We start from the raw sequence: 21,046 nt of genomic DNA on the forward strand, positions 1-21,046 counted from the left end.
CTTTGGGCATGGCGGCATACCCAGACGCTTCCTAGTATGTAGGTATCGCGAGAACTGGGGCCCCACGAGAAATGAGAAGACAAGAGGAGGATCGAAATGGCTGAAGACAAGGTAGAGGTCCTGCGAGCCGGTTGCTTTTTCTGTCATGTCCGCTGCGGCGTGCTGGTAACCAAGGTCAATGGCCGCATCACCGACATTAAGGGAGATCCGGATTGCCCCCACAATCATGGATTTACCTGTTCGCGCCTGGACAAGCAGCGCTACCTGGAAGGGTTCGTCTACAATCCCAACCGCCTGAAAAAGCCTCTTAAGCGCATAGGCGAACGCGGCAGCGGTCAATGGGAAGAGATTTCCTGGGACCAGGCTTTTGACGAGATCGCAGAGAAGCTCGCCGATCTGCGCGACAAATACGGTGCTGAAACCCTGGCCTTCACGGAGGGCACGGCCCGTACCTGGAGCTGGCTACACTACAAGTTCACCAACCTGTTTGGCACCCCCAACACGGGAGGCAACGGCACCATCTGCTACAGCTCCGACATGTGGCTCGAGCCTTGCACCTACGGCGGCTTCTGCTCCGACAAGGCGGACTGGGTCAATGCCGACGTCGTAGTCATGTGGGGTCGCAACACCATCGCCTCAGAGCCTCTGCTGTGGGGACTGGGTGCAGAAGAACCGCGAGAAAAACGGCGCCAAGATTCTGTGCATCGACCCGCGCTTCAGCGAGGTGGCACAGCAAGCCGACCTGTTCCTGCAGCTGCGCCCCGGCACCGACGCCGCGCTGGCGCTTGGCATGATCAACGTCATCATCGAGGAAGACCTCTACGATCACGAATTTGTTGACGAATGGTGCATCGGCTTCGAGGAGCTCAAGGAGCGCGCCGCCGAATATCCCGTCGACAAAGTTGCCAAAATCACCTGGGTCCCCGAAGAGAAGATCCGCGCGGCGGCACGCATGTACGCAACCGCTGAATCGGCATCCATGCCCTGGGGCCAGAAGGGCGGAGATGCCTCCGGCATCAACGCTTCCTCCACCATCCAGGCCAAGGCCATCCTACGCGCCATTACTGGCAACCTGGACAAGAAGGGCGGAGACCAACTTGCTCCTCCGTCTCGCTTCCCACCGGCGTTCTTCGAGCACTACGCCTTGCCCCAGGAGCAGCGCGACAAGATGGTCGGAAACGACGTCTTCCCCGGCCTGACCTTCAAGGGCTGGGACATCATCTCCCAAGCCTACCCATCGTTCTATCCCTACTCCAACGCGCCGCTGATGTTCCGCCAGATGATTTCGGGCGACCCGTATCCCATCAAGGCGCTCATCGTTCAGGCAGACAACCCCGTCGTGGCGTTCTCCAACACCAAGCTGGTAGTCGAGGCGCTCAAGAACCTCGATCTGCTCGTGGTCCACGACTACTTCATGACCCCGACCGCCGCACTTGCGGATTACGCGCTGCCTGCGGCCACCTGGCTTGAGAGACCCGATAACTGCTATGCCGTCATGAACCATCGTCCCATGTACTTTGGCGCACAGGCCCGCGTCATCGACCGTTTCGAAGGCGGAGCTGACGTTGACTTCCGTGACGACTACGAATTCTGGTACGGCCTGGCAATTCGTCTCGGCCAAGAAGACAAGTGGTGGGGTCCCAAGACGGAGGACATGCTTGACTTCCAGCTCGCGCCCATGGGCATGACGTTTTGAGCAGTTCTACAACGACGTGAAGTACATGGCCGGCAAGAAGAAGTACCTCAAGTACAAGGAGCCTGGCTACAAGTTCCTCACTCCCTCCGGCAAGGTCGAGCTCAAGTCTTCGGTTATCGAAAAACTCGCAGAAGAGACGGGGCGCCCCTTCGACCCGTTGCCTCACTTCGAGTACCCCGGCCTGAGCAACGAAAAGCATCCCGAATGGGGCGATGAATACCCGCTCATCGCCATCACCGGCGCTCGCTTCATGCCGTTCTATCATTCCGAGCACAGGCAGCCCGGCCCCTATCGTGATTTGCATCCGGAGCCGATCTTCGATATCCACCCGGACACCGCAATCGACCTTGATATCGCAGATGGTGACTGGTGTTGGATCGAAACCCACATGGGCCGCATCAAGCAGCGTGCCCGAAAGACCTCGATTGTCGACCCGAGGGTCATCAGCGTCCAGCACGACTGGTGGTTCCCCGAGCAGGACATGGCCCTGCCAAACCTCGGCGGCGTGTTCAAGTCCAGCGCCAATGTCATCCTCGATGATGATCCGGAAAGCCTGGACCAGCTCATGGGCTCTTGGCAGCAAACCGGCGTTGCCGTAAAGGTATACAAATGTGCCCCCGAGGAATGCGGTATCGACTAGCGTCAAGACGCTAGCAACAAGCGCGCCGTCTCTCGCATGGGACGGCGCGCGTTTGAGCCTCGAGCGCGAGAGGAGAACAAGATGGCTGATGTGTCAAAGCTCTTTGGAATCACCGACCAGGAAATCGAAGCCGTAAAGGGCGAGGGAATCGAAACCGTGGAGGCCTTCTATGAGGTGGCCAAGCACCCTGATAGCCGCACCGAACTAGCAGGCAAGACGGGTATCGAAAGTTTCCGCCTAGAGGAGCTCTCTTCCATCGCGGGAAACTTCATTCTCATGATGGACTGCTCCTGGGATGATGATGACGAGTAGCTTCTGCTCAGATAGGAGGAAAGAGAAACATGTGTTTCAGACCACCTGAAGTGGATGCAGGAGAAGTCGTATGCCGGAGCTGCTATATGGTCGTCGAGCCTAATCCGGACGGCACCTGCCCCGAATGTGGTGCACAAATGGGAGATCCCGCTCCGGCCGCTGCGACACCGGCGCCTGCTCCCAACCCCACAGCGCCAAAGGCACCGGGAGCACCAGAGTAAGTTTCTGTCTGGTGAGGATTTGGCCCACCAGCTGACAAACGTAACGAGCGCGAAGGCTTCTGCGGCAGGCATGCAGCAGGAGCTTTCGCGCGCCTGTGAAAAACGAGGAAGACGCGACAAGCGAATAAGCGAGGGATGTCATGGTGCAGGATAGATATGAAGCCAAGCTACGCTTTGCCACGGCATTCGTAAAGCTTGCGACGGCGCAGCATCCTGACAAGGTTACGGTCGGACAGATCGTTGAGAAGGCAGGCAAGAATCGCAAGACCTTTTACTATCACTTCGAAGACAAGAACGCGCTGGTGAGATGGCTCTTTCGCTATGACATCGCATGCGAGCTCGAGCGCTACTTTCCCACACACGAGCTTGTGTTCGACGCTACCGGCGACGACGAGCATCTGGCCGGTCTACCCTTCTATGCGAGGCACTTTCAGCAAAACGGCACGATTGACAACACCATGTTCTTCGAGGTGTTCTCACGCAGCCTCGAGAAGCACCGCGACTACTACCGTCAGGTGTTTTCGCACGTAGGCGGCGACAGCTTGGATAGCTACCTGCACCAGATTTACACTCCCTGCCTGAGAGAGGACGTGCTCTACCTGATAGACCGTGAACTTGAGCTGCGCGGAGGAATCGACGCGCCGACGATCAAGAGCAAGATGGAGGAAAGCGCCGCTATCGACTTTCTTGCGGAGTTCTTCACCGGGTCCTTTATCTCGCGTGTTATCACAAGAATCCATGACACGGGCTTCAACAGGAGCATGCACGACATTGCTCCCTTCGAGAACGTCATACACGAGTCATTGCAGCTGATGATAGCCAAGCACTTGGGTCCAAGCGAGCACTAGCGATTGAACGCATCAACGGTGTCACCTGCTGCTGCGATTGCCCGCGCTCTTGCATTGTGCGGAAGGAACGTGTGGCAGGCGGGGCAGCTGATATCGGATTCTGCAACTTGAACGCCGCATTCCGGGCAGACATGCTCATGCTGGGCAGGGTCGCCCTCTTGCAGTCCCATGCAAGCTCCGCACATGACGCAGGGGATGCACATGCCGAGCTCCTTTCCTCGCGGGGAGGGGTCGTTCCCCCTTCTCTTAAGGATACCTTTCTTGGTCGCATCATGCCCTGGGCAACATGACGATTATGTGAGGGGGGGGGATTTCTCGACTCCGCTTCGCTTCGCTCGAAATGACAGGGAGGCATGACGGCTAGTCGGTTGCTAGCGCGACCTTGCCGGTGCGGATCATCTCTTTGATGCCATAGGGGCCGAGGAGCGCCTCGAACGCCTCGATCCTTTCGGCGGTGTCCGTGAGCTCGATGATGAGCGAATCGGCCGCCCCGCCATCGACACGCGCGCCGAAGAGCCCTGCAAGCTCGATGATCTCGCCGCGCTTCTCGGGCTCGGCGCTCACCTTGAAGAGTACGAGCTCGCGTTCGATGTGATCCTTGTCGGTGAGATCGGTCACCTTGTACACGTTGATGAGCTTGTGAAGCTGCTTTGTCACCTGCTCGACGATGCGCTCATCGGCATCGACCACCATCGTCACGCGACTGCGCACGTCCTCCTCGGTGATGCTGACGGCGAGGGACTCGATGTTGAAGCCACGGCGCGCGATAAGACCGGCGATGCGGGCAAGCACGCCCGGTTTGTTGTCCACCCACACGGAAAGAATGCGTGACATGGCTACTCCTCGTCTCGCAGGTCTGACACGCCCTTGGCCGAGCCATCGCATGCGTCCTTGGGGTATACGTCCTCGTCACTCGCGATGGGAATCCACAGCAGCGCCGGCCCCTCGCTTGCGAGCCACTGCCGCATTGCCGCCTCGAGTTCCGACGGGCTCTCGACCTTGCGTGCGCTCCATCCGTAGGCACGGGCGAGCGCGACGAAATCGGGATTTCCGGTGAACAGGGTCTGGCTGTATCGCCTATCGTGGAACTGCTCTTGCATCTGGCGCACCATTCCCAGGCAACTGTTGTCGAGGAGCAGCACCTTGACCGGCAGCCCGTTCTCGTGAATCGTCGCCATCTCCTGAATGTTCATCTGGATGGAGCCATCGCCCGTGATGCAGATGACGCGGCTATCGGGCATGCCGAGCTGAGCACCCATTGCCGCCGGAAGCCCGAATCCCATCGTCCCCGCACCACCACTCGACACGAAGGTGCGCGGCCTCGTGGTGTGGAAGAGCTGGCTTGCCCACATCTGGTGCTGCCCCACGTCGGTGGTGAGAATGGTGTCGCGGTCTTTCGTGAGCTCGTCCAGCACCATCATCACCTGCTCGGGACGAATCGTGCCCTCGCCACGCATGTTGCGATGGGGCTTTTCCCGCTTCCATCGTGCGATGCTCTCGAGCCATGCGGAAGTCTGCGGCTGCGCATCGTTCTTGTGCAGCTCCTCGACGAGAGCGGTGAGCACCGTCTTCACGTCGCCCACGATGGGGATGTCGGCGTGATGGTTCTTGCCTATTTCGGCGGGATCGATGTCGATGTGTATCACGTGCGCGTGCGGCGCGAATCCCTGCGCGTCACCCGTCGAACGGTTTGCGAAGCGCGTGCCCACGGCAAGCACGAGGTCGCTCTCGTGCATCGCCTCGTTTGCCGCCGGAAGCCCGTACATTCCCAGCATCCCCAGGTTGAGCGGACTGTCCTCGGGAAAGCCCCCTTTGCCGGTGAGCGTCGTCGCGACGGGAATCTGCATCGACTCGGCAAGCTGCGTGAGCTCGGCCGTCGCTCCCGAGGCGATGACACCGCCTCCCGCGTAGATGACGGGGCGCTTCGCCTTCTCGATTGCGCGCGCCGCCTGCTTCACCTGCTTGCTGTTGCCCTTGTACGTGGGCTTGTACGACTGGAGTTTGACCTCGGCGGGATAGCTATACGCAACGTCGAGCTCACGCGCGAGGTTGCTTGGAATGTCGATGACCACGGGGCCCGGACGCCCAGTCGAGGCGATGTGATATGCCTGGGCGATGGTCGCGGGGATGTCGGCCGCGTCCTTGACGAGATAGCTGTGCTTCACGATGGGAAGCGTGATGCCCGTCATGTCCGACTCTTGGAACGCATCGCTGCCCAGCGCGTCGGTGGGAACCTGACCGGTGATGACGACGAGCGGGATGGAGTCCATGTACGCCGTCGCGATGCCCGTAACCGTGTTGGTAGCACCGGGACCGCTCGTGACAATGACGGTGCCGGCCCTGCCGGTTGCGCGCGCGTAGCCATCGGCGGCATGCACCGCACCCTGCTCGTGGCGCACGAGAATGTGATTGAGCTTCTCGCTATCGTAAAGCGCGTCGTAGATGTCGAGCGCATGGCCACCAGGGTAGCCGAAGACGAATTCGACGCCGGCATCTTCTAGCGCCTTTATGAGGCACTGCGCGCCGCTCATCTTCGTTTCGTTGTGTTTGCTCATCGCTGTATCGTCATTTCCCTCGTCATTGGGCTTTGATAGCGTAATTTACGTATTATAGCGTGTGGGACAAATGGACAGGTCATTTGTCCCAGTTTCGACCGGGGATGCGTGGCGTGCCCTTGTCATCTCGACTGAAGCCCGATTGCCCTCCCCTTGTCATTTCGATCGGAGCCGCCGATAGGCGGCGCAGTGGAGAAATCTCGCCATTTCGATCGAAATGACATTACAGCAGGCTGAACTCGTTTATCACGAGCATCACAGCCGCCACGGCAAGCAGGCCGGCGAAGATGAAACGCAGCGTGCGCTCGGGTACCCGCGGTACGAGACGAGCGCCGAGCACGGCACCGGGAATGGCACCCACGCACAGCATGATGCCCGCAAGGTAGTCGATGTGACCGAGGAAGGCCTGCTGGATGACGCCGGGGATGGCGAGGATGATGATGGCGATGAGCGACGTGCCCGAGGTGCGCTTCATGGGAATGCCGAGCCATGCCGTCATGAGCGGAACCATGATGAAGCCGCCGCCCACGCCCACATAGCCCGAAGCGAACCCGGCTATGAGGCCTATCACCACCGCAAGCGCGACGTTTTTGCGCGTGAACGCAAATGCGCAGGGAGATGTCTGCTCAGCTTCGAACGCACCGTAAGGGTCCGTCCCCTTATTGCCAGTCGGCGTTGCGGGGTCCGGCGTTGCGGGGTCTGTCCCCTTTTGCCCACTTGCGGCGGAAGGGTCTGTCCCCCTCTTTCCCATGCGCAGCGCCTTTCGCAACATGGTGAAGGCGGAGTAGACGATGATGATGGCAGCGGCCAGCATGATGAGCCATGAAGGGGAAATCGACCCCAGGTACACACCTGCCGACGAGGTAACCGCACCAGCAATGCCCAGGAGTAGCCCCAGCTTGGGAAAGCAACCCCGTGCGCGGATGTGCGTGATAGCTCCTGCAAGCGAGATCGGGATAATCGCAAAGAGCGAGGTCGCCGTGGCCATGAAGGCATCGAGCCCATAGCCCAATCGCAGAACGGGAACCATGATGGTGCCGCCGCCAATGCCGAGCATTCCGGAAAGCACGCCGATGCCAATGCCGACAAGGATGAGCACGATAGATGTGATGATGATTTCCATGGGCTACATGATAAGCGAATGCCGAAGACGGATGTGTCAGGGGGTCAGACCCCTTGGCACATGGATCCATGTGCCAAGGGGTCTGACCCCCTGACACATCCCCTCCACTCCATCTGCCTACTAGATCTGGGCCATTTGCTCGGCGCAGCTGTTGTACCAATGTCCGGGATTCGAGGGGCAATACGTAGCAGCAGCCTCACGCGTGAGATAGCCGCCGTACAGCGAGCCTCCGAGTGCGGAAACGACTCTGTTGATGCCCTCTTCCCATGAGCCAAAGCTGTAACTACCGTAACCCCAGGCGTTGTGCGAGCGGAAGCAGACGGCGCCTTTGCTGCTCTCCACATACGAAATCGCCGGCGCCCAACGCGGGTCAACGCCATTATCCCAAGCAGCCGCTGCGTAGTACTCGCCCGTACCCGCCATGGGCGAGCCCGAAAGGTACGCATCGATGCGCGGTGCCCAGTCGCTCACGAAGTCGGACTTATCCGCCGACCAGCCCACATGCGAGGCGCTGGCCGATGATGCCGCATTGCTCGCCACACTCGCGGCTTGTTTCTCGTCGGCGCTCGCCGAATCCGAATTGATGACGTACTGGCTTGCCTGTTGCTCGGCAGCCTGAGCAGCGGCAGCACGAGCCGCCACGCGCTCGCGGGCCTCGCGGGCTTGTTGCAGCGAATCGAGCGCATCCTGGGCGGCCTTGTCGACATTCGCCTTGTCGTTTGCGAGCTTCTCTCGAGCATTCTTGAGCTCGGACTCCATTTGGATGGCGCTTTGGATCTCCGTCGTGTTGTACTCGATGATCCAATTGTACGAATCGACAATCGCAAGCATGTCGGTGACGCTCGTTGACTCGAGCAGCATCATGAGCACGCTCGATGAATCGTACTCGTACTTGTAGAGCGCTCGTATGCTCTCGTCAGAACGCTCGCGCTGGGCGGGAAGCTTTGCTTCGAGCTCCGCTATACGCGCATCGAGTGTCGCTATCTCGGCCGTTAGCTCTTCCTGGCGCGAGATGGCGTCGTTATAGGCATCGGCACTGGACTTGACTTGTGCCTCGAGAGCCTCAGCTTCTTCATCTGCGAGGGATGTCTGCACAAACCCGCCGCTGGCAAGACAAATCACAAGCGCCAACAAAGATGAAAGCGCGAGAATGATGCCTCGGTTGAGTGCATGTTGCAGCAAGAAATAACCTCATTTACGCTTCGTTTACGTGCATGCGGGATATAACTGTAGCGTAAGCTAGCAATATGCTCAAAAGCCGTCACATTCCCTACATATCCGCTTCACAACTGCAAAAGAGGCGTTCGCGAACAATCCCGTCCCATCAAAAGGGGAGCAGTCACTGTCATTTCGAGCGAAGCGACCGCAGAGTCGAGAGGCGGCAGGAGAGATTCCTCGACTTCGCGACCTTCGGTCGCTTCGCTCGGAATGACAGGGGGGGGGCATCGTTGCTTCGCCCGGAATGACAAGGGCGCTCGCATAATGCGGGCGCCCTTCCGATGCGTCAAGTTGCGCGTTTGCCCCTACTTGTTGTTGGCCGCCTCGAACTCGCGCATGAAGTCGACGAGCGCCTGCACGCCCTCGATGGGCATGGCGTTGTAGATGCTCGCGCGCATGCCACCCACGCTGCGATGACCCTTGATGTTGGCCAGACCGGCAGCGGTCGCCTCGGCGATGAACTTCTTGTCGAGGTCCTCGTCGCCCGTGATGAACGGTACGTTCATGATGGAGCGGTCCTTGGGATTGACCGTGCTCGAGAAAAGATCACTCGCGTCGAGGTAATCGTAGAGAAGCTTGGCCTTGGCCTCGTTGCGCTCTTTCATGACCTCGAGACCACCCAGCTCCTTGATCCACTTGAACACGAGGCCGCACATGTAGATGCCGTAGCTCGGCGGCGTGTTGTAGAGGCTGCCGCTGTCCGCATGCGTCTTGAAACGAAGCATGGTGGGCACGCCGGGAAGGTCGTCGGGGATGAGGTCCTCGCGCACGATGACGATCTGCACGCCGGCAGGGCCGCAGTTCTTCTGCACGCCGGCGTGGATGAGGCCGTACTTGCTCACGTCGACCGGCTCGGAAAGGAACATGGAGCTCTGGTCGGACACGAGCACGTGACCCTTGGTGTTGGGCAGCGTGTAGATGCGATTGCCATAGACAGTCTCATTTTCGCAAATGTAGACGAAGGATGCATCATCGCGAATGTCAAGGTCGGAGAGGTCGGGAATCCACGAGAAGTTGTCGCCCTCGCCGTTGACCAACAGCTTGGGATCACCGAGGATCTGGGCCTCCTTGTATGCCTTCTTGGACCAACCGCCGGTGACGATGTAGTCGGCCTTGCCGTTGGTGGCGAGGTTCATGAACACCGATGCGAAGAGCAGGGAGTCACCACCCTGCAGGAAGAGCACCTTGTAGTTGTCCGGAATGGACAACAGCTCACGCAGGTCTTGCTCGGCCTCGGTGATGATCTTCGTGAACGCAGCCGAACGATGGCTCATCTCCATGACGGACATGCCGGTGCCCTCGTAATCGAGCATCTCGCTCGCCGCTTGCTTCAGAACCTCCTCGGGGAGAACCGCCGGACCGGCGGAAAAATTGTACACGCGTGCCATGGGTTGATGTTCCTTTCGTCCAACTACAGTTGATAATCTGCACATACTAGCACTTCGATAAACACGACCATGTGCAAAAAGCACAGAGTAGCCAATGTGCTACGACAAAGGGGCCGGGCAGCGCCCGACCCCTTGCTCAAAACGATGACGTGTCTTATTGCCTATGCGTTGATGATCGGCCTGATGATGCCGTAACCGCCATTCTTGCGATGGTAGATGACCTGGATCTGATGCGCGTCCTGGTCGAAGTAGACGAAGAAGTCATGGCCAAGCAGGTCGGTCTGCACGAGTGCATGCTCCTCGGTCATAGGCTCCATCTCGACTTCCTTCAGACGCACGAGCAAGTCGTCGTCTTCCTCGGGCTCGGTCGGGATGACATCGGGGATGTCCAGCTCGTCGGGCTGGAGATGGCGGATGCTACCCCTGCCGCCACGGCGCTCCACGATCCTCGTCTTGTACTTGCGCAGCTGACGGGCAACCTTGTCGGATGCCAGGTCGATGGCCGCGTACATGTCCTCGGCGGACTCGGCCACGCGAATGACGGCGCCCTTGGCATTGACCGTGACCTCGCAAATGGCGTTGAGCGAAATGGCCGGGTTCTTCTCGGTACGCAGGACGACCTCCGCGTCCATGGCAGCACTGTCGAATACCTCGAGCGAGCGCCCGATCTTTTCGTCAACGTAGTCCTTGATAGCGGGAGTGACGTTCATCTTTCGTCCCGAAACTGTGATAGCCATGATAGACCTCCTTGATCGTGGGTTGTTCGTTCTACTCGTCGCCGGATTGCGCGCCCGTATCCTCCTCACCTGGGGTTTCCGGCGTATCGGGGTTGGGTTCCTCGGGATTATCCGGTTCTGCTGACACGCCGATGCCAAATGCCTTGGCTGGCAGCGTCGCCAGATCGGTCTTTCCTGCAAGAAGCGTATCGCCATCGGTACCAAGCCACTTGGTTGCGATGACACGCATGACGCCGTTTTCGTTGATCGTCTTGATGGCGGTGTTAACGCCACTCGAAAGCGCGGAGCTCTGCGTGAGCGTCACGGCGTAGATGGGCGTGACGCAATCTGCGCCCAGGAATCCCATGCGGATGACGCTCTCGTAGTTGCGCGCAAAGTAATCGCCGATGACTGCGTCGGTCACCAGGAACTTCTGCTCGCCGTTGTTGAGCGCGTCAAATGCCGCCTGCATGGTGGGCATGGCGACGATCTTGTCGATGCCGAGAAGCTCCTGCATTTTGCTCGCAGCAGTGGTCTCGGCCTGGACGAGCACCTTGGCGGTGCCAGCAGCCGTCTGCGCTGCGACATCCTCGATGGAGACGGGACGGTTGGTGCTCAGGCAAAACAGCGAGAGGCCGTCCGTCAGATATGGATCGCTGTAGGTAACGAGGTCGCCCGTGCCGGACTTGGTGAGCCCGAGAGCAACATCGACCTGCTTGTTGCTGAGCGCGAAGCGACCACTCGACCCGACATCGATGATCTGCATGCGCAAGCCGAGCTCCTGGGCGACGGCCGCAGCAACGTCGACATCAATACCGACGGTCTGATTGCTCGAATTGGTGCCGCCATACGGTGAGTTGCTCGTGTTGATGCCCACGGTGAGCACGCCCTCGGTGATGGTTGCCGAAGCATCCAGCTTGGGCGTGAGATTGCTCTCAACCTGCGTCTTGGTTTGAAGCTGGCACGCGGACAGCCCGACCACGGCAAGCATGCACACGGCAAGCGCCATGATGATCGAGGCTATTGTCTTGTGTTTGATTTGCTTTGCGAACATCTTGCTCCGTTTTTCATGGGCCAGTGAAAGTGCTCCTCCCAACTGACCTGGTTTTTGACCCCACACTCGCATACAGAAACTTTTGCCTGATACTATCTCACTACTCATTTTCTCGCCCGGGCCACCGTATGTGACCATAACGGACGGTACGTCTTACCCCTAAGATGCGCCATGCTCACGTGCAGGAAACCCTGCCCGCTTACGTGGATCCTTTCGACCGCATCTGCCTTGGACTAGAGCTGTTTTACCAGCTCGCAACCACAGACTTGGGAGGAGCGGCTCTAGTGTATCACGCAGCAGATAATCGCGCGGTCTAGATTCTCCGCAAAACAAAACAATGGTGGACCTGGGCATGTCGCTCGAAATCCAACGGTATCGTCTTGTCGGTGATGTCAACGACCTGCACGCCCGCACGTTCGATCGTCCCGCGGTCAAGCTTGAATCCACGCAGATTACACGAGAACACCGCAGCACCGCCACGGCTTAGCAGGCGGCTCACACCGATGAGCAGCTCGGCATGGTCGCGTTGCACGTCCCAGCCGCGCGTGCGCATCTTCGCGGAGTTCGAGAAGGTGGGCGGATCGACGAAGATGAGGTCCCAGCGCATTTTCGTGTGACGCGTTTGCTGGACCCATTCGACGCAATCGGCACGCACGAACTCCTGATGGCCATTCATGAGGCCGTTAAGTTCCATGTTGCGCTCGCCCCATTGCAGGTAGGTGTTCGAGAGGTCTACACTCGTCGTGAACTTCGCCCCATGGGCAGCGGCATAGACACTTGCCGTGCAAGTGTAGGCAAAGAGGTTGAGGAAGCTCTTGCCCGCGGCAAGCTTGCCGACAAGTTCGCGTGTGTCACGATGGTCGAGGAACAGGCCCGTGTCCAGATAACTCGCAAGATCGACCTCGAAGAGCAGGCCGTTCTCCTGCGTGATGAGGCTGGGACAAGGGGACAGGTCGTTTGTCCCACTGGGGTTCGTGGGACAAACGACCTGTCCCCTTGTCCCAGTACCCTTCGCGTATTGCGAGCCGCCCTTGGCACGCACGCGACGCTTCACGAAGATGTCATCTGCGGAAACATCGAGCACGACACTTGCGATGTTGAGGGCATCGGTCATGCGCCGTGCCGCCTTGGTCGCATCGATGCTCTTGGGTGGCGCATACTCGGCGACGTGCACGAGGCGCCTGCCCACATCCTTGCCCGCCCCCTCATAGAGGTCGATGGCCATGTTGTAGTCGGGCAAATCCGCATCGTAGATGCGATAGGCCGAAATACCGTTCTTGCTCGCCCATTTGCGACGCTGCTTGAAGACCTTGTTGAGACGGTCGGCGAACTGCTGCGCGCTTGCGTCGTAGACGGCGAGCTGCCTGTCACGCACGCTCACCTGTGCAGCACGGGATGCGTCACCGCGCAGGTCGAAGAGCGCGATGTCGCAGGGAGCGGACCCGTTCATGCAGCTATAGCCCCGCGTGCGCTCCCTGCCTAGATAGGCATCGGCATCTTGGCCCTCCACGAGCATGACAGCTGCCTCAAGCGGTTTGGCGTCAAGCAATTCGCCGGCAAGCTGCGCGTAGCGCGCGGGCAGGGTCGCCTCGAGGCACTCCGTGCTGACGAAGAGGCAGCTCGCGAACAAGCCCCGGGCGTCGGCACGGCGCATGATGGCGTTGGCAAGCGCATCTCGGCTCGGTAGAAACTCGATGAGCGGAACGATAGCCGCAGCCTTTGCTCGGGCCCGTGCGCACGCCATCTCGCGCTCGCGGGCCTCTGTCGCGTATATCACAACCTCGCGCGTCCCTGCTTGGGCACGCGCGTCAGCAGCGTCGAGGATGGTCTCCCACAACCCTTCGTCATGGCCACACCACCCCGAGAATCCCCAGGTAGAGCGTGTGATACCCGGCGCCACATCACCCGCTATCAGAGCCGCTTCGATGACGAGGGTGCCCGCGGCGCACATGCTATCAACGAGTATCTCGCCGCGCCTTGCGCGCGCGGGCCAATCCGCCGCGAGGAGCATGGCGGCAGCGAGCGTTTCGTGTATGAGAGGCGAGTTGCTCCGTGCGGCATCGCGGTACCCGCGATTCTCAAGCGAGGTGCCCGAGAGATCGATGTAGACGGTCGCTCGCCTAGCGTGAAGGTTTACCTGAATGAGCAGGTCGGGGTGTTGCGCGTCGACATCGGGACGTTCGCCGCGCTCATCGCGCAGGCGGTCGCAGACGGCATCCTTCACGCGCAGCGCCGTATAGCGCGTGTCACGCAGCTGGTCGTTGGTGCCACGGGCGTTCACGGCAATCGTCGCGCCGGGGGCAACGACATCCTCCCAGGCAATGCCACGCACGCCCGCATAAAGGCTATCGGAGTCCGTTGCCTCGACGCGTTCGAGCACCAGCAGGATGCGGCTCGCGACGCGCGACCATAACAGCGCGGTATAGGCCTGTTCAAGATCTGCCGAGAACGCGACACCGCCCGTGAGGGGGCGAACCTCGTCCATCCCAAGGCCGCGCAGCTCCTGGCCGAGAATCGCCTCAAGGCCCGTGCCGCAAGTCGCGAACAACTCCATGGAAAGTCGCCCGTCTAATTCTTCGAAAAGAAGCCGTCAATGGGCGGTGGGTCGCCATGCGAGCGACCGGAGGGGCCCGGGGTATCATCATCGAGAAGACCCGAGCCACCGAAAAGGTCGTCGAAACGCTCGCAGCGCTCGTTGAATCCCTCGGCAAGCGCCCAATCCAGGCCATAATCGGCACAGGTCTGCTCATCCTCGTACAGCAGGGCGAGGGCCTGCAGGTTCATCTCCTCGCCGCCAACTGCCTGAAGCAGCTCGTAGAGCTGATAGGCCGTTTCGGTCATGGGAATGGTCACCTCAAGCTCTTCGGCGGTGTCGAGCGCGACGTCGAGCATGTCGAGGAAGCTCGCGATATTGATGAGACCCGTATAGTCGTGGCTGAGCACCTGCGGAATGTAGTCGATAAGGGCACGCGAGCCGCCCGAGGTTGACGCAAGCACATTGAGCGCGTTCTTCTCGGGAAAGCCCGCAATGTGTGCGAGCGAGATTGCCTCGATGGCGCCCATGAGGGATCCGGCAAGCGCGATGATGCTAATCATGGCGGCGAACTGCCCATCACCTGCCGACTCCTGCGGCATGATGACGGGGGCCAGGTACGGGAAGAGCGGCGAGAGCGTTTCCTGCGTTTGCGGATCACCGCCCACGAAGGCGACGGGCTGCTCATGTTCGCCCACGCAGACGATGGGGGCATCGAGTACCTCGATGTCCGAGACGGCGGCGACCGCCTGGATCTCGCGGGCGAGACGCGGGCTCGATATGCTCAAATCGATGCAGAACGTGCCCGGATCCATGAGTTCGAGCAGGCCCTCATCGCCGAGATACAGGTTCTCGACCTCGGCCGTCGTGCGCAGCGAGGTGATGACGACCTGGCTGCCGAGCAGGGCCTCCATGCGGTCGTCGATGAAGACCGCACCCACTTCGCGCAGGGCCGGGGCTTCGCGCGGGTCGTGGCTCGCGACGACGACATCGAACCCGCTCATCTTGAGCTTGGCAATCGCTTCGATGACGGCGGGTTGTGCTGACCCGCCAAAGAACGCGATGCGCGTGTCAAGCGGACTGATCATCAATTACTCCCCACTGTTTATCTTGTTGGCAATGCGATCGGCAATGGAAATCTTCTCGCGGCGATCATCGCCCCAGAACACGACGGCGACCATACCCGGGCCGACGTGCGAACCGATGACGGGACCGATCTGACTGCGAATGGCGGGGATGGCGCCCTCGGGGCGATCGAGATGTTCCTCGACCCACTTGACGTCGCCCTCCGCATCCGCCGAGGCCGTGAGCACGACCCCGTTGGATCCATGGTCATCGGCGTGATTTTCGTCATAGCACTTGACCAGCGATTTGAGCGACTTCTTGCGGCCGCGGGCGACGCCGACAAGAGATAGAGCGCCGTCGAGATCGAACGCGAGCAGCGGCTTGATGTTGAGCTTGGCGCCGATGGTGGCTGCCGCTGCCGGAATGCGACCGCCCCGGCGCAGGTACTCGAGCTCATCGACCGTGAACAGGCAGTTCACGAACCAGCGCGCCTCCTCGGCCCATGCTGCGAGCTGCTTTGCCGAAAGGCCACGATTGCGCTGGTTGATCGCCTCGTAGGCAAGCAGGCCTTCGGCAATCGACGCAAGCTTGGTGTCGATCACGTATATCTCGAAATCGGGATACTGCTCCCTGATGTCACTGACAACCTGCTCGACAAGCCCGAAGGTGCCGGAAAGCGCGGAGCTAAAGCCGAGGTACACCGTCGGCATGCCATCCTTGGCATAGGCTTCGAAACGCTCGGTGATTTCGGAGACGGGAACCTGCGCCGTTCCCGAGACCTCGCCCTTGCGCATGCGGTCATAAAACTCCTTGGCGGTCATGCTCTTCCACATATCGTCGAAGTGCTCGCCATCGTTCATGTTGAACGGGAACTCGAGGAGATCGACCTTGGCGTTGTCGATAATCTCGGCGGGAAGATCGCAGCACGAATCGAGAACCAAGCGGCACTGAATCTTGTCTTCTGGCATCGGATGCCCCCTTCTTACTTGCGCGTGCGGGAACCGCCCCGCATCGCGTCTTCGGCTCTAATCATAGAGCGAACTGTTCTTCCCCGTGGCAATGACCATCTCGTTGCGACGGTCAAAAAGCCCGCGTTCGATGCCACACGGATACTCGTGCGGATTCATGAAGCGCTTGATCGAATCGTCCAGAAGCGCAAACTGCTCGGTGCAGCGCTTCTGCGCCCTGCGGGCAGACAGGTCGATATCCTCGACTTTGCCATCGGTGACGAGCGGCTTGAGCAGCGTCTCGAAGCGCCCCTCCACCTTCTTGCGACGTGTCGCGTCGAGCGGGTCTACCATGACGGCTTCTGCGGGTAGCTCGTCGTGCACGTCAATGATGAGATCACCGGCCAAGTGGCCATCCGCATCGAAATAGCGACGCACGTCAAGCACCCCGGGAATGGTGCGCTTGTAGAGCTGCTCGGAAATCTTGAGGCGCGGCGTCCACTCCTCCTGCCCCGGCTCGCGTATGGCCGAAAGCTTGTAGACGCCCCCGAGGGCGGGCTGCCCATAGGCAGAAGCCAGGTGCGTGCCCACGCCAAGGGCCGTGTACTGGGCCCGCTGCTCGTTGAGCGCGGTGATCGTATATTCGTCAAGGTCATTGGAAAGCACGATGCCGACATCTTCGAAGCCGGCTTGATTGAGCATCGCGCGGGTCATCTTCGAGAGCCATGCCAAATCGCCGGAGTCGATGCGAACGGCCTTGAGCTGGTGGCCATCGCGCTTAAGCTCCCGCGCAACGGTGATGGCGTTGCTCACGCCCTGCTTCACGTCATAGGTATCCACGAGCAGGATGCAGTTATCGGGCATGGCCTGGGCGTAGGCCCTGAAGGCGCTCAGCTCGTCGGGAAACGACATGACCCACGAATGCGCGTGCGTGCCGCTCACGGGAATATCGTAGAGCTTGCCCGCGAGCACGTTGGCAACTGACGAGCAGCCGCCCACATAGGCGGCCCGTGACGAGGAAAGCGCCCCATCGGGGCCTTGCGCACGACGCAAGCCAAACTCGGAGACGGCTCGTCCCTCGGCAGCATGGCAGATACGCGAGGCCTTGGTGGCAATGAGCGTCTGGAAGTTGACGCCGTTGAGGATGGCGGGTTCCAGGAGCTGGCATTGCAGCAGCGGCCCCATCACGCGCACGAGCGGTTCGCGCGGAAAGACGGGCGAACCCTCGGGCACGGCGCAAATATCGACAGATAGCTCGAGGTCGGTAAGCCATGCGAGGAACTCCGGGTCAAAGAGGGGGGTCCCCGCCGGAGACGGCAATGACGCGAGATATTCGATGTCGTCATCGGTGAAGCCGAATCCATCGATGAGCTCGGCGATCTGGTTGGCACCGCAGAAGATACCGTAACCGCCTCCAAAGGGATTATCGCGATAGAACGAGTAGAAGCACGCCTCGGTATCGAGCTTGCCCTGCGACCAATATCCTTGAGCCATCGTGATCTCATAGAGATCGGTCAACAGCGTCATGTTGCGTGCCATGTGCATCTCCCGCTTCGCGCGTGTTATTCGCTTGCCTTGCCCTCGCTTGGCTTGCCTGAACCCTGACCGTGTCCCGACCCGCCACGGCGTCTGCGGCGGCGCTTGTTGCCCGAACCATTCGAGCCACCTGAGCCGCCCTGTGCTGCGCTTCCGCTTACGGTCGATGAGTGCTGACCGGGGCGCGGACGCGAGGAACCTTGGCTCTTGCCCTGCGCGCCATCCTTAGACTGCGTACTCTGGCCGTTTTCGCGTGGCTTGCCGTTCGAGCGCCTGCGGCGATTACGCGAGCGGTTCGCATTGCCCGAGGATTGCTCGTCCTTGGAGCCACTCGCTTGCTTACGCGTGGAGTCGTCGTGCTTGATCTCGCTGCCGTCGGTTGCGGAGACGGAACGGCGGCGCTTGCGTTCATCGCGCGGCTTGGGCTCCGGCGAGGAAGACCCGCGCTTGCGTGGCTTGCGGCCCGATTCGCCCGATGAGCCGTGCGAGGAAGAGCCCGACGAGCCGCGACGACGACGGTGAACGCGCTCGAGCGAGCCGCCTTCGGCCGTGGTGTCAGCCAGGTTGGGGTCATCGGAGAAGAGCTTCTCGCCCATCATCGCGAGATTGCTGTCGTTGCTGAGCTCCTCCATGATCTTGTCGAAGTTCTCCTGCGAGATGTGGCAAGGGCGAATGCGCTCGCCCTCGCGCGGCACCTTGTCGCCCGTGTCAAGGAACGAAACGGGAAGCGTGAGACTCGAGCCGTCCTCCATACGCAGACGCACGGTCTCGCGTGGCGTATCGAACTCGACGACCTTGCCCATGCCCGCCGGCGTGTCGATGAGGGCGTTCTTCTTGGGGGCGCGACCCTTGAAGTCCTTGTATGCCTCGTACTCGTAGCGCAGGCAGCACATGAGCCTGCCGCACAGACCCGAAATCTTCGTGGGGTTGAGCGGAAGGTCCTGCTCCTTGGCCATGCGAATGCTCACGGGCTGGAACTCGCCACCCAGACGTGCGCAGCACAGCTCCTCGCCGCAATGGCCCAGACCACCGAGCATGCGGGCTTCGTCACGCGGCCCGATCTGGCGCATGTCGACGCGCGTGTGGAACTCGGCAGCCAGATCGCGCACGAGACCGCGGAAGTCCACGCGGTCATCCGAGGTGAAGTAGAAGGTCGCATGCGACTCGTCGAACGAGAACTCGACGGCCGAGGGACTCATGTCGAGGTGGTTCTTATCGGCAAGGTCATGAAAGACGGCGAGCGCTTCTTGGTCGCGCGCGGCTATCTCGTCGGCCTTTTCGAGGTCTTCCTCGGTCGCGATGCGGATGACCGGCTTGAGCGGCTTGGCGAGCTCCACCTCTTCGACATCGACGACATCGTGAGTGCACAGGCCAATTTCGGTGCCCTTGCTTGTCTCGACCAGCACGTGGTCTCCCGCCTTCACGTCAAGGCCAGCAGGGTCGAACCAATAGTCCTGGGACGCGTAGCGAAGTCGAACGGACGCTACTAATGGCATAACGCCTCCCTGATTTCTAAGAACATTGCGTCAATCGCAAGTTGTGGTGTCACATTATACGAAATGCGCGCGATGGCTCCCTTGGCGGCATCGAGCGCGGTGAGAAGACCGGGGATGCTCGCCGAACGAGCAATCTGAGAGGTCTGGTCGGCACATTCGGGGTACGCGAGCAGCTCCGAGCCCCCTTCGCGCGTCACGAGGCAATCGCGTAACCAGGCGCGTACGAGAGCGCAGAAGTCGAAGAGGGCCGCACGCTCGTGCGCAGTCGCCTCGCGTTTGCCGGCGAGTTCGATCTGCTTCTTGGCGCCCTGCGAAAGGTAATCGTCGTACTTCTCGATGTACGCCTCGACATCGAGGTCATCGTCGCCCATCTTTGCCGCCTGCTCACGCGCAAGCTCGACGAAACGCTTGGAGTTGCCGAGCAGCGTACGGTTGTCACAGTTGCGCGCAAGAGCGTAGAGCATGTCGAAGACCTGGGCGTTTCCGGCTCGTACCCCCGAGATGGCGTTGAGTACGAGCACCTCGCAGCGACTACGCAGGGTTTCGAGCACCGCGGACTCGCTGTTGGCAACGAGTATGCAGGTGACATCGCGCGGCGGCTCCTCGAGCGTCTTGAGGAACGCGTTTGCCGGCGCCCCCGCCAGACGATGAGCGTCCTGGACGATGTAGACCTTGCTTGCAGCGCGGATGGGGGCGAGCTCGGCATCGCGCGTGAGCTCGCGGATCTGCTCGACAAGGTAGCCGTCGGTGCCACCAGGCGCGTAGACGTGCAGGTCGGGGTGGACGCGGCGCAGAACCTCGTCTTGCGTCTGCGCGTCGCCCTGCGCGATGAGACCGGCCGCAAAACGCAACGCCAAATCGGCACCCAGGCTTTCGTCGCCGCCTGCGATGAGATAGGCATGCGTGGCGTTGCCCGTATCGTGCACGCGCTGGAGATACGATATGACCTGATCCTGACCAGCAATGCCGGCAAAGAGCTCGCTCATGAGCACCCCTCCGCCCCAGAAAACTGGGACAAATGGACAGGGCATTTGTCCCATTCGAGTTCGGCGAGGTCGGCGCATATGCGCTCATGCACTTGTTCGATGCTTCCGTTGGCGTCGATGACATGCACGCGCTCGGGTTCGGCGGCGGCTATCTCCTCGAAACCCACGCGCAAACGCGTGCGGAACTCGTCGCCTGCGGACTCCATGCGATCACCCGTGCCGTCGATCGACCGGTCCTCGACGCGCTCGCGCGCAATGCTGGGATCGAGCGAGAGCAGCAGCGTGCGCGTAGGATAGCGACCGCCGCAGGCGAGGTCGTTCGTCGCGCGGACGAGCTCGGCGCCGAGCTCGCGGCCATAACCCTGGTAGGCGAGCGTGGAATCGGTGAAACGATCGCAGACGACGATGCTGCCCGCGGCAAGTGCCGGCTCGATGACCTCGCTCATCACCTGGGCGCGAGCCGCCTCGAAAAGCAGGAGCTCGGCAAGCGGCACCATCGCGTCATCGTCCTTGTCGAGGAGGAGCGTGCGGATCTTCTCGCCCAGACGCGTGCCGCCTGGTTCATGCACACGCAGGACCGTGCGGCCCTGTTCCTCGAGCCATTTGGCGAGAAGGTCGGCCTGGGTCGACTTGCCGACGCCATCGTCGCCTTCGAGCGTGAGGAAGATGCCCTCGGTACTATCAGGTTTGCTATCCATGCGGATACGATGCT

The 21,046-nt window shown here is 60.6% G+C and carries 20 protein-coding genes; 5 read left to right on the forward strand and 15 right to left on the reverse strand.

The window, feature by feature from the left end:
- The first annotated feature begins 96 nt into the window (after positions 1-96).
- The 5 genes from OIM11_01065 to OIM11_01085 all read left to right on the forward strand — a co-directional run bounded on the left by OIM11_01065 (position 97) and on the right by OIM11_01085 (position 3,717).
- The gene (locus OIM11_01065) at positions 97-840 is read left to right on the forward strand and encodes a molybdopterin-dependent oxidoreductase (GenBank protein HJI99740.1); all 744 of its coding nucleotides are present in this window, start codon (positions 97-99) and stop codon (positions 838-840) included.
- Positions 725-1,696, forward strand: coding sequence for a molybdopterin-dependent oxidoreductase (locus OIM11_01070; GenBank protein ID HJI99741.1), 972 nt, complete (start codon positions 725-727; stop codon positions 1,694-1,696). Before OIM11_01065 ends, OIM11_01070 begins: the two co-directional genes overlap by 116 nt.
- Positions 1,697-1,721: 25 nt before the next feature.
- Positions 1,722-2,336: a hypothetical protein gene (locus OIM11_01075; GenBank protein HJI99742.1), complete on the forward strand. Its 615-nt coding sequence runs from the start codon at positions 1,722-1,724 to the stop codon at positions 2,334-2,336.
- An 81-nt stretch (positions 2,337-2,417) separates the two neighbouring features.
- Positions 2,418-2,648, forward strand: coding sequence for a DUF4332 domain-containing protein (locus OIM11_01080; GenBank protein ID HJI99743.1), 231 nt, complete (start codon positions 2,418-2,420; stop codon positions 2,646-2,648).
- Positions 2,649-3,012: 364 nt separating this feature from the next.
- A complete protein-coding gene (locus OIM11_01085) occupies positions 3,013-3,717 on the forward strand; it encodes a TetR/AcrR family transcriptional regulator (GenBank protein HJI99744.1) in 705 nt (234 codons plus the stop codon).
- Here OIM11_01085 and OIM11_01090 read toward each other — a convergent pair.
- The 15 genes from OIM11_01090 to tmk all read right to left on the reverse strand — a co-directional run bounded on the left by OIM11_01090 (position 3,714) and on the right by tmk (position 21,032).
- A complete protein-coding gene (locus tag OIM11_01090) occupies positions 3,714-3,920 on the reverse strand; it encodes a hypothetical protein (GenBank protein ID HJI99745.1) in 207 nt (68 codons plus the stop codon). The genes OIM11_01085 and OIM11_01090 overlap by 4 nt on opposite strands.
- A gap of 157 nt (positions 3,921-4,077) precedes the next feature.
- On the reverse strand, positions 4,078-4,551 hold the full coding sequence (gene ilvN, locus OIM11_01095; protein HJI99746.1) for an acetolactate synthase small subunit: 474 nt from the start codon (positions 4,549-4,551) through the stop codon (positions 4,078-4,080).
- Between the two features lie 2 nt (positions 4,552-4,553).
- Positions 4,554-6,272 (reverse strand): biosynthetic-type acetolactate synthase large subunit, encoded by a 1,719-nt coding sequence (gene ilvB, locus OIM11_01100; protein HJI99747.1) that lies wholly within the window; start codon positions 6,270-6,272, stop codon positions 4,554-4,556.
- A 223-nt stretch (positions 6,273-6,495) separates the two neighbouring features.
- Positions 6,496-7,395 (reverse strand): sulfite exporter TauE/SafE family protein, encoded by a 900-nt coding sequence (locus OIM11_01105; protein HJI99748.1) that lies wholly within the window; start codon positions 7,393-7,395, stop codon positions 6,496-6,498.
- A 120-nt stretch (positions 7,396-7,515) separates the two neighbouring features.
- Positions 7,516-8,490 carry a hypothetical protein gene (locus tag OIM11_01110; protein ID HJI99749.1) on the reverse strand — a complete coding sequence of 325 codons (975 nt, stop codon included), beginning with the start codon at positions 8,488-8,490 and terminating at the stop codon, positions 7,516-7,518.
- 428 nt (positions 8,491-8,918) lie between these two features.
- Positions 8,919-10,001, reverse strand: coding sequence for a 3-phosphoserine/phosphohydroxythreonine transaminase (gene serC, locus OIM11_01115; GenBank protein ID HJI99750.1), 1,083 nt, complete (start codon positions 9,999-10,001; stop codon positions 8,919-8,921).
- 161 nt (positions 10,002-10,162) lie between these two features.
- Entirely contained in the window at positions 10,163-10,738 is a 576-nt protein-coding gene (gene raiA / locus OIM11_01120) for a ribosome-associated translation inhibitor RaiA (protein HJI99751.1), read from the reverse strand.
- Between the two features lie 31 nt (positions 10,739-10,769).
- Positions 10,770-11,771: a transporter substrate-binding domain-containing protein gene (locus OIM11_01125; GenBank protein ID HJI99752.1), complete on the reverse strand. Its 1,002-nt coding sequence runs from the start codon at positions 11,769-11,771 to the stop codon at positions 10,770-10,772.
- A gap of 313 nt (positions 11,772-12,084) precedes the next feature.
- Entirely contained in the window at positions 12,085-14,325 is a 2,241-nt protein-coding gene (gene rlmKL, locus OIM11_01130) for a bifunctional 23S rRNA (guanine(2069)-N(7))-methyltransferase RlmK/23S rRNA (guanine(2445)-N(2))-methyltransferase RlmL (protein HJI99753.1), read from the reverse strand.
- Between the two features lie 14 nt (positions 14,326-14,339).
- A complete protein-coding gene (locus tag OIM11_01135; protein ID HJI99754.1) occupies positions 14,340-15,392 on the reverse strand; it encodes an NAD(P)-dependent oxidoreductase in 1,053 nt (350 codons plus the stop codon).
- Positions 15,393-15,395: 3 nt separating this feature from the next.
- Positions 15,396-16,337, reverse strand: a complete 942-nt coding sequence (locus OIM11_01140) for a DegV family protein (GenBank protein HJI99755.1) — start codon at positions 16,335-16,337, stop codon at positions 15,396-15,398.
- A gap of 57 nt (positions 16,338-16,394) precedes the next feature.
- Positions 16,395-17,855 carry a nicotinate phosphoribosyltransferase gene (locus tag OIM11_01145; protein ID HJI99756.1) on the reverse strand — a complete coding sequence of 487 codons (1,461 nt, stop codon included), beginning with the start codon at positions 17,853-17,855 and terminating at the stop codon, positions 16,395-16,397.
- A 23-nt stretch (positions 17,856-17,878) separates the two neighbouring features.
- Entirely contained in the window at positions 17,879-19,348 is a 1,470-nt protein-coding gene (locus tag OIM11_01150) for a stage 0 sporulation family protein (protein HJI99757.1), read from the reverse strand.
- Entirely contained in the window at positions 19,339-20,334 is a 996-nt protein-coding gene (locus tag OIM11_01155; protein HJI99758.1) for a hypothetical protein, read from the reverse strand. The genes OIM11_01150 and OIM11_01155 overlap by 10 nt, the downstream gene beginning before the upstream one ends.
- Positions 20,331-21,032: a dTMP kinase gene (tmk, locus tag OIM11_01160; GenBank protein HJI99759.1), complete on the reverse strand. Its 702-nt coding sequence runs from the start codon at positions 21,030-21,032 to the stop codon at positions 20,331-20,333. Before tmk ends, OIM11_01155 begins: the two co-directional genes overlap by 4 nt.
- Positions 21,033-21,046: the final 14 nt, after the last annotated feature.

It is taken from the genome of Coriobacteriaceae bacterium (assembly GCA_025992705.1).
Taxonomy (GTDB): Bacteria; Actinomycetota; Coriobacteriia; order Coriobacteriales; family QAMH01; genus QAMH01.

Excerpts from the sequence above, each read along its gene's own strand:
- OIM11_01065 (HJI99740.1), top strand. The coding sequence starts at position 97 with ATGGCTGAAGACAAGGTAGAGGTCCTGCGAGCCGGTTGCTTTTTCTGT.
- OIM11_01075 (HJI99742.1), top strand. The coding sequence starts at position 1,722 with ATGGCCGGCAAGAAGAAGTACCTCAAGTACAAGGAGCCTGGCTACAAG.
- OIM11_01080 (HJI99743.1), top strand. The coding sequence starts at position 2,418 with ATGGCTGATGTGTCAAAGCTCTTTGGAATCACCGACCAGGAAATCGAA.
- OIM11_01090 (HJI99745.1), bottom strand. The coding sequence starts at position 3,920 with ATGTGCATCCCCTGCGTCATGTGCGGAGCTTGCATGGGACTGCAAGAG.
- ilvN (HJI99746.1), bottom strand. The coding sequence starts at position 4,551 with ATGTCACGCATTCTTTCCGTGTGGGTGGACAACAAACCGGGCGTGCTT.
- ilvB (HJI99747.1), bottom strand. The coding sequence starts at position 6,272 with ATGAGCAAACACAACGAAACGAAGATGAGCGGCGCGCAGTGCCTCATA.
- OIM11_01105 (HJI99748.1), bottom strand. The coding sequence starts at position 7,395 with ATGGAAATCATCATCACATCTATCGTGCTCATCCTTGTCGGCATTGGC.
- serC (HJI99750.1), bottom strand. The coding sequence starts at position 10,001 with ATGGCACGCGTGTACAATTTTTCCGCCGGTCCGGCGGTTCTCCCCGAG.
- raiA (HJI99751.1), bottom strand. The coding sequence starts at position 10,738 with ATGGCTATCACAGTTTCGGGACGAAAGATGAACGTCACTCCCGCTATC.
- OIM11_01125 (HJI99752.1), bottom strand. The coding sequence starts at position 11,771 with ATGTTCGCAAAGCAAATCAAACACAAGACAATAGCCTCGATCATCATG.
- rlmKL (HJI99753.1), bottom strand. The coding sequence starts at position 14,325 with ATGGAGTTGTTCGCGACTTGCGGCACGGGCCTTGAGGCGATTCTCGGC.
- OIM11_01135 (HJI99754.1), bottom strand. The coding sequence starts at position 15,392 with ATGATCAGTCCGCTTGACACGCGCATCGCGTTCTTTGGCGGGTCAGCA.
- OIM11_01140 (HJI99755.1), bottom strand. The coding sequence starts at position 16,337 with ATGCCAGAAGACAAGATTCAGTGCCGCTTGGTTCTCGATTCGTGCTGC.
- OIM11_01145 (HJI99756.1), bottom strand. The coding sequence starts at position 17,855 with ATGGCACGCAACATGACGCTGTTGACCGATCTCTATGAGATCACGATG.
- OIM11_01150 (HJI99757.1), bottom strand. The coding sequence starts at position 19,348 with ATGCCATTAGTAGCGTCCGTTCGACTTCGCTACGCGTCCCAGGACTAT.
- OIM11_01155 (HJI99758.1), bottom strand. The coding sequence starts at position 20,334 with ATGAGCGAGCTCTTTGCCGGCATTGCTGGTCAGGATCAGGTCATATCG.
- tmk (HJI99759.1), bottom strand. The coding sequence starts at position 21,032 with ATGGATAGCAAACCTGATAGTACCGAGGGCATCTTCCTCACGCTCGAA.